The 7,560-nt window shown below is 58.0% G+C and carries 4 protein-coding genes; all 4 read left to right on the top strand.

The features are described 5' to 3' along the window. The first annotated feature begins 6 nt into the window (after nucleotides 1–6). On the top strand, nucleotides 7–1,338 hold the full coding sequence (locus J9885_RS19375) for a TolC family outer membrane protein (RefSeq protein WP_043759700.1): 1,332 nt from the start codon (nucleotides 7–9) through the stop codon (nucleotides 1,336–1,338). 144 nt (nucleotides 1,339–1,482) lie between these two features. Next, nucleotides 1,483–2,205: a transglutaminase-like cysteine peptidase gene (locus J9885_RS19380; RefSeq protein ID WP_210550463.1), complete on the top strand. Its 723-nt coding sequence runs from the start codon at nucleotides 1,483–1,485 to the stop codon at nucleotides 2,203–2,205. A 3-nt stretch (nucleotides 2,206–2,208) separates the two neighbouring features. After that, a complete protein-coding gene (locus J9885_RS19385; RefSeq protein WP_210550444.1) occupies nucleotides 2,209–4,134 on the top strand; it encodes an EAL domain-containing protein in 1,926 nt (641 codons plus the stop codon). A 267-nt stretch (nucleotides 4,135–4,401) separates the two neighbouring features. Continuing rightward, nucleotides 4,402–7,560: retention module-containing protein (locus J9885_RS19390; protein ID WP_246877013.1), on the top strand; the 3,159-nt coding region annotated here is incomplete at its 3' end.

Below are 7,560 nucleotides of genomic sequence, written 5' to 3' on the forward strand. Positions count from 1 at the left end.
GATACCATGAAGAAGACGATTGTTGCCATGCTGGTTAGTGGCACCATACTGTTCCCGGGCCTGAGCCAGGCACAGACGCTGGAACAGTCAGTGGCACAGTCCCTGGCTACCCATCCGAAAATCAAGGAAGCTTTTGATCTCTATCAGGCACGGCTGTACCAGCATGATGGAGCCAAGGGCGGCTACTATCCCACCATCGATCTGCGTGGTGGCGTCGGCTACGAGAAGACCGACAGCCCCACGACCCGTGCAGCAGGCGCCAATTCGCAGACGATCGATGATTCCATGACCCGCAAGGAGGCCGGGATCAGCCTGCGCCAGATGCTGTTTGACGGTTTCGATGTCAGCAACAACGTGGCCCGGACCGACGCCGCAGCCCAGGCACAACGCCTGGCCCTGATCTCCGAGGCAGAGAACACGGCGCTGCGCGTGGCGGAGGTGTACCTCAACATGCTGCGTCAGCAGGAGATCCTGGAGCTCTCCAAGCAGAACCTGGAAACCCACGAGCAGATCCGCAGCGACATCCAGAAACGGACCGACTCCGGTCTCGGGTCGACGGCGGATCAGACCCAGATCGACGGCCGGGTGGCGCGTGCCTATTCCAACCAGGCGGCAGCGGAGAACAACTATCGGGATGCCGAGAGCGAGTTCATCCGTGTCGTGAATGAAGTGCCCAAGGACCTGGTGCAGCCCGTCCCGAACGCCCAGCTGTTGCCCACCACCCTGGAGGATGCGCTGAAGACGGCGACCGAGGTACACCCGACCCTGCTCTCTTCCCTGCAGGATATTGAAGAGGCCAAGTATCAGCATGAAGGTTCCAAGTCCGGGTTCTACCCGAATGTGGCCTTCGAAGTGGATCAGAACTGGAACGAGGATATCGATGCAGTCAAGGGGCGCAACGACGATCTCACCGCCATGGTCCGGATGCGTTACAACCTGTTCCGTGGTGGCTCCGATCTGGCCGAAAGCAAGGCCACCTCTGCGCTCTATTCCCAGGCAAAGGACATTCACCTGAATGCCTTCCGTCAGGTGGAAGAGGGCACTCGCCTGGCCTGGAATGCCAAGGAGTCGCTGGCCAAACAGAAAGTCTTCCTGAAAGAGCACGTGGACGCCAGCTACGACACCGTACAGGCATACAAGAAGCAGTTTGGCCTGGGACAGCGGACCTTGCTGGACGTGCTGAACACGGAAAACGAACTGTTCGAAGCTCGCCGCAGTTACATCACGGCCGAGTATGACTCCCTGCTGGCGGATTATCGCATCCTCAATGCCACGGGTGGTCTGCTCAACGCCATGAATGTGCAGCAGCCAGCCGAGTGGCAGGCCAACAACAACTGATGGCCATCGCGCTGATGCAATGTCAGGCAAGAGGAATGGCTGCAGCTTGCTGCAGTCATTCTTTTATGTGCCCGGCGTTCACCTGAAGAGTGTGATGACATGTTGCAGGGAAACCGTGTGATATCGGGAGACAAGTTCGAGGGCATGTTGCTTCGACCGTCGTGGCGTATCCGCCCAGCGCAACCCTGGTCTTTCCGCGTGCTGTGGCTGGCTCTGCTCGCCATTCCCCTGTTGCTCAGCGCCAGCCAGCCCTTGTCATCGGAGGATATGAAACTGGTCAAGCGAGCGGAGGAGACCTATGGTCCTCGTGCCGGGAAGCGGGTGACCAGTTGGCGTACCCTGGCGGTTCAAAACAAGGCGGCGGGTCTGACGGACAGGCAGAAGCTTGAGAAGGTAAACCAGTTTTTCAACCAGATGCGCTTTGTCGATGACATCAAGTTGTGGCGCAAGAAGGATTATTGGGCGACACCTCTGGAGTTTCTGGGGGCTGCGGGCGGAGATTGTGAAGACTTCAGCATTTCCAAGTATTTTACGCTGCTGGAGCTTGGCATTCCGGATGAAAAAATGCGAATGGTATATGTCAAGGCACTGGATTATAACCAGTTTCATATGGTTGTTGCCTATTATGAGACGCCAGCATCAGTTCCTCTCATTCTGGACAATCTTGTCGGTTCCATTCGTCCGGCCAGCCAGCGGGCGGATCTGAAACCAATATACAGCTTTAACGGTAGTCACCTGTGGTTGATGAAAGAGCGTGGTCAAGGGGAAATGGCCGGCCAGTCATCGCGCCTGGGACTATGGAATGACTTACGCAATCGCATGACTTCAGGGCGATTGGCTCGGCCTGTGGTGAATTTGGATGGTTAACCTATGACGCTCTACAAACAACTATTGGCAACCATGCTGTTGCTGTTCGGATTGCTGTTTGCCGCCACTTACTGGGTGCAGTTCGATTCAACCCGCAGCTATCTGGCTCAGCAGCAGGAGACCACCGTCATCAATACGTCCACCGCACTGGGTCTGGCACTGACGCCTTATCTGGAGAACGGTGACAAGGTCGGGGCCGAGTCTGTCATGAAGGCCGTCTTCGATGGTGGCTACTACAAGCTGGTCCGCCTCGATTTGCTGGCATCCAAGGATGTCATCGAACTGGAGAACAGCAGCAATATTCAGGGGGTGCCCCAGTGGTTCATCGGGCTGGACCTGTTCCCTGAGGTATCCAATGAATCGATTCTGACCTCGGGTTGGTTGCAACTGGGCAAGTTGAAAGTGGTGGGGCACCCCGGGCAGGCCTACTACAAGCTTTGGCAGGGGATGAGCGAGCTGGCGACCTGGTTCCTGATCGGGTTCCTTGTCACGACACTCCTGTTGATGCGGGCGCTCAACTTCCTGCTCAAGCCACTCAAGCTCATCTGCGATCAGGCGGTCGAGATAGAGCTGCACCATTTCGGTCACGCCATTCCCGAACCCAGAACCCGCGAATTGAAGCAGGTGGTGCAGGCCATCAACACCCTCTCGAGCAAGCTGGCAGTGCAATTCAAGGAGCAGGCTGACGAAGCGGAGAGCCTGCGTGCCCGTGTCTATGTCGATGCGGTATCCGGACTTGGCAACCGATCCTACTTCGTCGGGCAGGTCAATGCCTGGATTGCCGAGGCAGGCCAGGGCGGGGTGATGCTGGTGGCCGTCGACATGCTGGACGACCTCTATCGTGACGAGGGTTTTGCCGCGCGAGACAACATGGTCAAATCTATTGCCCAGGTGCTGAAGGAGCTGCTGGACGGTTGGAGCGGGGCGGCCCTTGCCCGGATCTCGGCCACGGAATACGCCTTGCTCTGTCCTACCGATGATCTGTCACAGCTCAAGGATATGGCGGAACTCATCAACAGCCGTATCGCGGACCTGGTGGTGAATCCCATGGGAGAACGCGGTGCGCTCTCCGTGGTCGGGATCGCCGGGCGCGATGGCAACGACGATCTCTCTGCCCTGTTGACCAAGGCGGACAATGCGCTGGGCAAGGCGCGCAACGAACGACGGGGTGCCGTTGTCATGGAGGGCGGGGCCGATCAAGGCCTGATGGGTCGCCTGGCCTGGCGTGATCTGGTGCAGGACGCCATTACCAGAAACCTCTGGCGTTTCAAGGCGCAGCCCGCTTGCCGTTTCGATGATGGCGCGCGCCTCCATGCCGAGCTGTTCGCCGCCATCTCGCGAGACGGGACCGACTACTTCGCTGGCCAGTTCTTGCCCGCCATCGAGCAATTCAAGATGGGGGCCGAGTTTGACAAGGCGGTGCTGGACGCTTGCCTCCCCTTGTTCAGGCAGCAGCCTGAGCTGGTGCTGGCGATCAATATCACGGCAGGCTCCCTCTGTTCAGATGACTTCCTGTCATGGTTGAAGGAATATTTGACGCAAAATGGCGAGCTCAAGGAGCGGCTGCTGTTCGAGATCCCCGAAGCAGCCATCATGAAGCACAGGGAACATGTGACCCGCCTGGTCGAGGCACTGAGAGAGCTGGGCTTCCAGTGGGGGGTCGATCACTATGGCCGCCACTTCCAGTCCCTGGGTTATCTGGAAGAGCTGGCCCCCGCTTACGTCAAGGTGGATCATGGCTATACCAGCCAGGTGATGGAGCCAGGTGCAGACACCTCCTTCCTGGCGGCCGTATGCCGGGCTGCCCACAACGCTGGGGTGACGACCATTGCGACCCGGGTGGAGGATCTGCAACAGGTTGAGGTACTCTCCAGCCTGCACATCGATGGTTATCAAGGCTTCGTTCACCCGGCCTTCCCACTGCCATAACCAGCATTGCACGATAGAAAGGGGCCCATTAAGGGCCCTTTTTTATATCTATTTGAAATATATGCGTCGTTATTGTGCAGTAGATGAACAAAAGCGCGGTTGGTCTGATTGGTATTTCATTGATTTTTAAATGTAAAAAATATTCGTTCGATTTGCTTCATCGTATGAAGCCAAAGAGATTCGATCCCATACATTTTTGCAACGGAATCATGATCCACGGGCATATAGAGTGTAGGCATCAAGATCTGTCACCCTGGAGCAATGGATATGCGCACCCAAATCATCGACAAAACCGTCGTCGTCTCTTCAGTAGAAGGCAATGTTCAGATCCTGCTTGCCGATGGCAGTAGCCGTCCTCTCCAGCCCGGCGAGATCTTGCAGCCGGGCGCCAGGCTCAATATTGCTGATGACGCCAAACTGATGTTGGCCCCCTACGATGACAGCCAAGCCCCTGCCAACGCAGCGCCAACCGGGCCAGAGACACCGGCAGATGGACAGCCCTCCTCATCGGTAGCCAATCAGCAGCCCGGTTCGTCAGAGGTGTCACCTGAAATAGCGGCGCTGCAACAATCCATCTTGCAAGGGGTGGACCCGACCAAGAATTTTGAGGCGTCTGCCGCAGGTGGTGCACCAGCAGCGGGTGGCGGTGGTGGCGGCGTAGGCGGGGTGGCAGGAGCCAGCGGCAACGGAGGCTTCGTCACGATCGATCGGATAGGTGATGCTACCATCGCCGAGGCCGGTTTTGACACCGGCCATGACGCCCTGGCCCCGCAGAATATCTTGCAGGAGGATCAACTGCCGCTGGGCAATCAGCTGGATGACCAGGATGAAGTCGTTGCTACCCTGGAAGAGCAGGCCATCAGTGGCAATCTCCTGGACAACAGCATCAACCTGGATGGCCCCCTGGATACCTCGGTCGTCTCCTACAGCTGGGGCAATAACGTCGATGTAGCCCCGGGTGTCGAGACGACACTGGAGGGCATCGGCACGCTTATCATCAATGCCGATGGCTCCTATACCTTTACCCCGTTTTTGAACTACACGGGGCCCGTGCCTGTGGTCAGCTACACAGTAACGGATGGTGATGATACCAATGATTCAACCCTGACCATTACCATTACCCCCGTGGATGAGCCCGTCATTCTGGAGGGGTTGCAAGTAACAGGGGGTGAGCTTGTCCTGGATGAGGCAGCCCTGGTAGAGGGCAGTGCTCCTGATGCCGCAGACTTGACCAAAGGCAGCACCTTCACCTTCAGTGCGGCGGATGGCGTGCAGAGCCTGACCCTGGGCGGGGTCAGCCTCATCAGCAACGGCCAGGTCATCACCTCGTTCCCGCAATCTATTCCCAGCCCCCTGGGCAATCAGTTGGTGGTGACGGGGATCAGCTTCAATCCTGTGACGGGGGCAGGGAGTGTGTCTTACAGCTACACCCTGCTCGGTAACGAGGCCCATGCTCAACCAGCGGATGACACCGCCCTGAGTGAAAGCTTCAGCGTCGTATTGACGGACAACGATGGCGATAGCACCAGCGCAAGTCTGGATGTCGTGATCCGGGATGATGTCCCGAGTGCGAAAGATGATGCAGGCGGGAGTGTCACCGAAGATGCTGCTGGCAGTTTGAGCGGCAGCGTGCTTGGCAACGACTTTGCCGGTGCCGACACTCCCGCGGCCTTTGTGGGGTGGAGTGCGAGCGGGCATGACAATACGGCAGCCCTGACTGCGTTGAATACCTATGGCTCCTTTACCCAGAATCCTGACGGAACCTGGGCGTATGCGCTGGACAACACCAGGGTGGCAACACAGGTGCTGAATGCTTCATCGAGCCTGAGCTATGACGTCTGGTACACGATGACGGATGCCGATGGGGATCAAAGCATCGCCAAACTGACCGTCAATATCCAGGGGGCTGATGACTCTGCCAAAGTAACGGTGGCGGCGAGAGGGGCGGATACGACTGTGTTCGAAGCAGGGTTGAATCCGAACGGTTCGGCTGCCCAGACCAATGCGGAAACAGACGGTAGTACCTTCCAGGTATTTGCCAGCGATGGCATCAAGCAGCTGGTGATTGGCGGCACCACCTTTACGGTGGCGCAACTGCAGGATCCTGCGTATCTGGCGGCTCATCCCATCAATACCGGCGAAGGAACGTTGACGCTGACGGGCTATAGCAGTGCGGACGGCAAGACGGCGGCCATCACTTACAGCTACACCCTGGATGCCGCCCAGACACACACTCAGCCAGACAATGGCACTATTCTGACTGACCAGATTCCAGTTTCTGTCATTGGAGTTGGGGGTAGTAGTGCAGCCGGAACTCTCAAAATCGACATCGTAGATGACACCCCGCTTGCAAACAATGATACCGGTGGCACGGTCACGGAGGATGGCGCCGGCAGCCTGAATGGCAACGTGTTGGACAACGATGTGTCCGGTGCAGATACCCCGGCGGTGTTCGTGGGTTGGAGTGCGACCGGGCATGACAACAGTGCTGCGGTCAGTGCCCTTGGTACTTACGGTACCTTTACCCAGAACCCGACCACTGGAGCCTGGAGCTATACGCTGGACAACAGCAAGGCGGCCACGCAGGCGCTGACGGCGGGCTCGAACCTGAGCTACGACGTCTGGTACACGATGAAGGATGCGGATGGGGACGAGAGCATTGCCAAGTTGACCATCAACATCAAGGGGGCGGATGACAGCCAGAGCGTCACTGTCGTGGCAGCCGGTGGGGCCACCACAACGGTCTACGAAACAGCGTTAGCGGATGGGCGCAATGAGCTGTCAGACCCGGCCCTGAACAGTGACACCCGAGAGGCGGTGAGTGGCACCTTCACGGTGAGCGCAACCGATGGTGTGGCGAGCATCACCGTGCTGGGTCAAAACTTTTTACCGGGCGGCGTGTTGCCACAGGGCATCAATACCGGTAATGGGTTGCTGGATATCACCAGCGTGACGTTGAGCGCGGATGGCAAGAGTGCGACGGTTGGGTACACCTATACCTTGTCGGACAATGTGTTGACCCCGCCGGCAGCCACGGATCATTTCGACGACATAGGTAACTTCATCACGGTGACTGGGGTCAGTGGTGTGACCTCGTCGGCAGCTGACCTGCAGATCCGGATTGTCGATGACACCCCGCTTGCAAACAATGATACCGGTGGCACGGTCACGGAGGATGGTGCCGGCAGCCTGAATGGCAACGTGTTGGACAACGATGTGTCCGGTGCGGATACCCCGGCGGTGTTCGTGGGTTGGAGTGCGACCGGGCATGACAACAGTGCTGCGGTCAGTGCCCTTGGTACTTACGGTACCTTTACCCAGAACCCGACCACTGGCGCCTGGAGCTATACGCTGGACAACAGCAAGGCGGCCACGCAGGCGCTGACGGCAGGCTCGAACCTGAGCTACGACGTCTGGTACACGATG

Origin of the sequence: Aeromonas sp. SrichE-2G, assembly GCF_017939565.1 — a bacterium.
Taxonomy (GTDB): domain Bacteria; phylum Pseudomonadota; class Gammaproteobacteria; order Enterobacterales; family Aeromonadaceae; genus Aeromonas; species Aeromonas taiwanensis.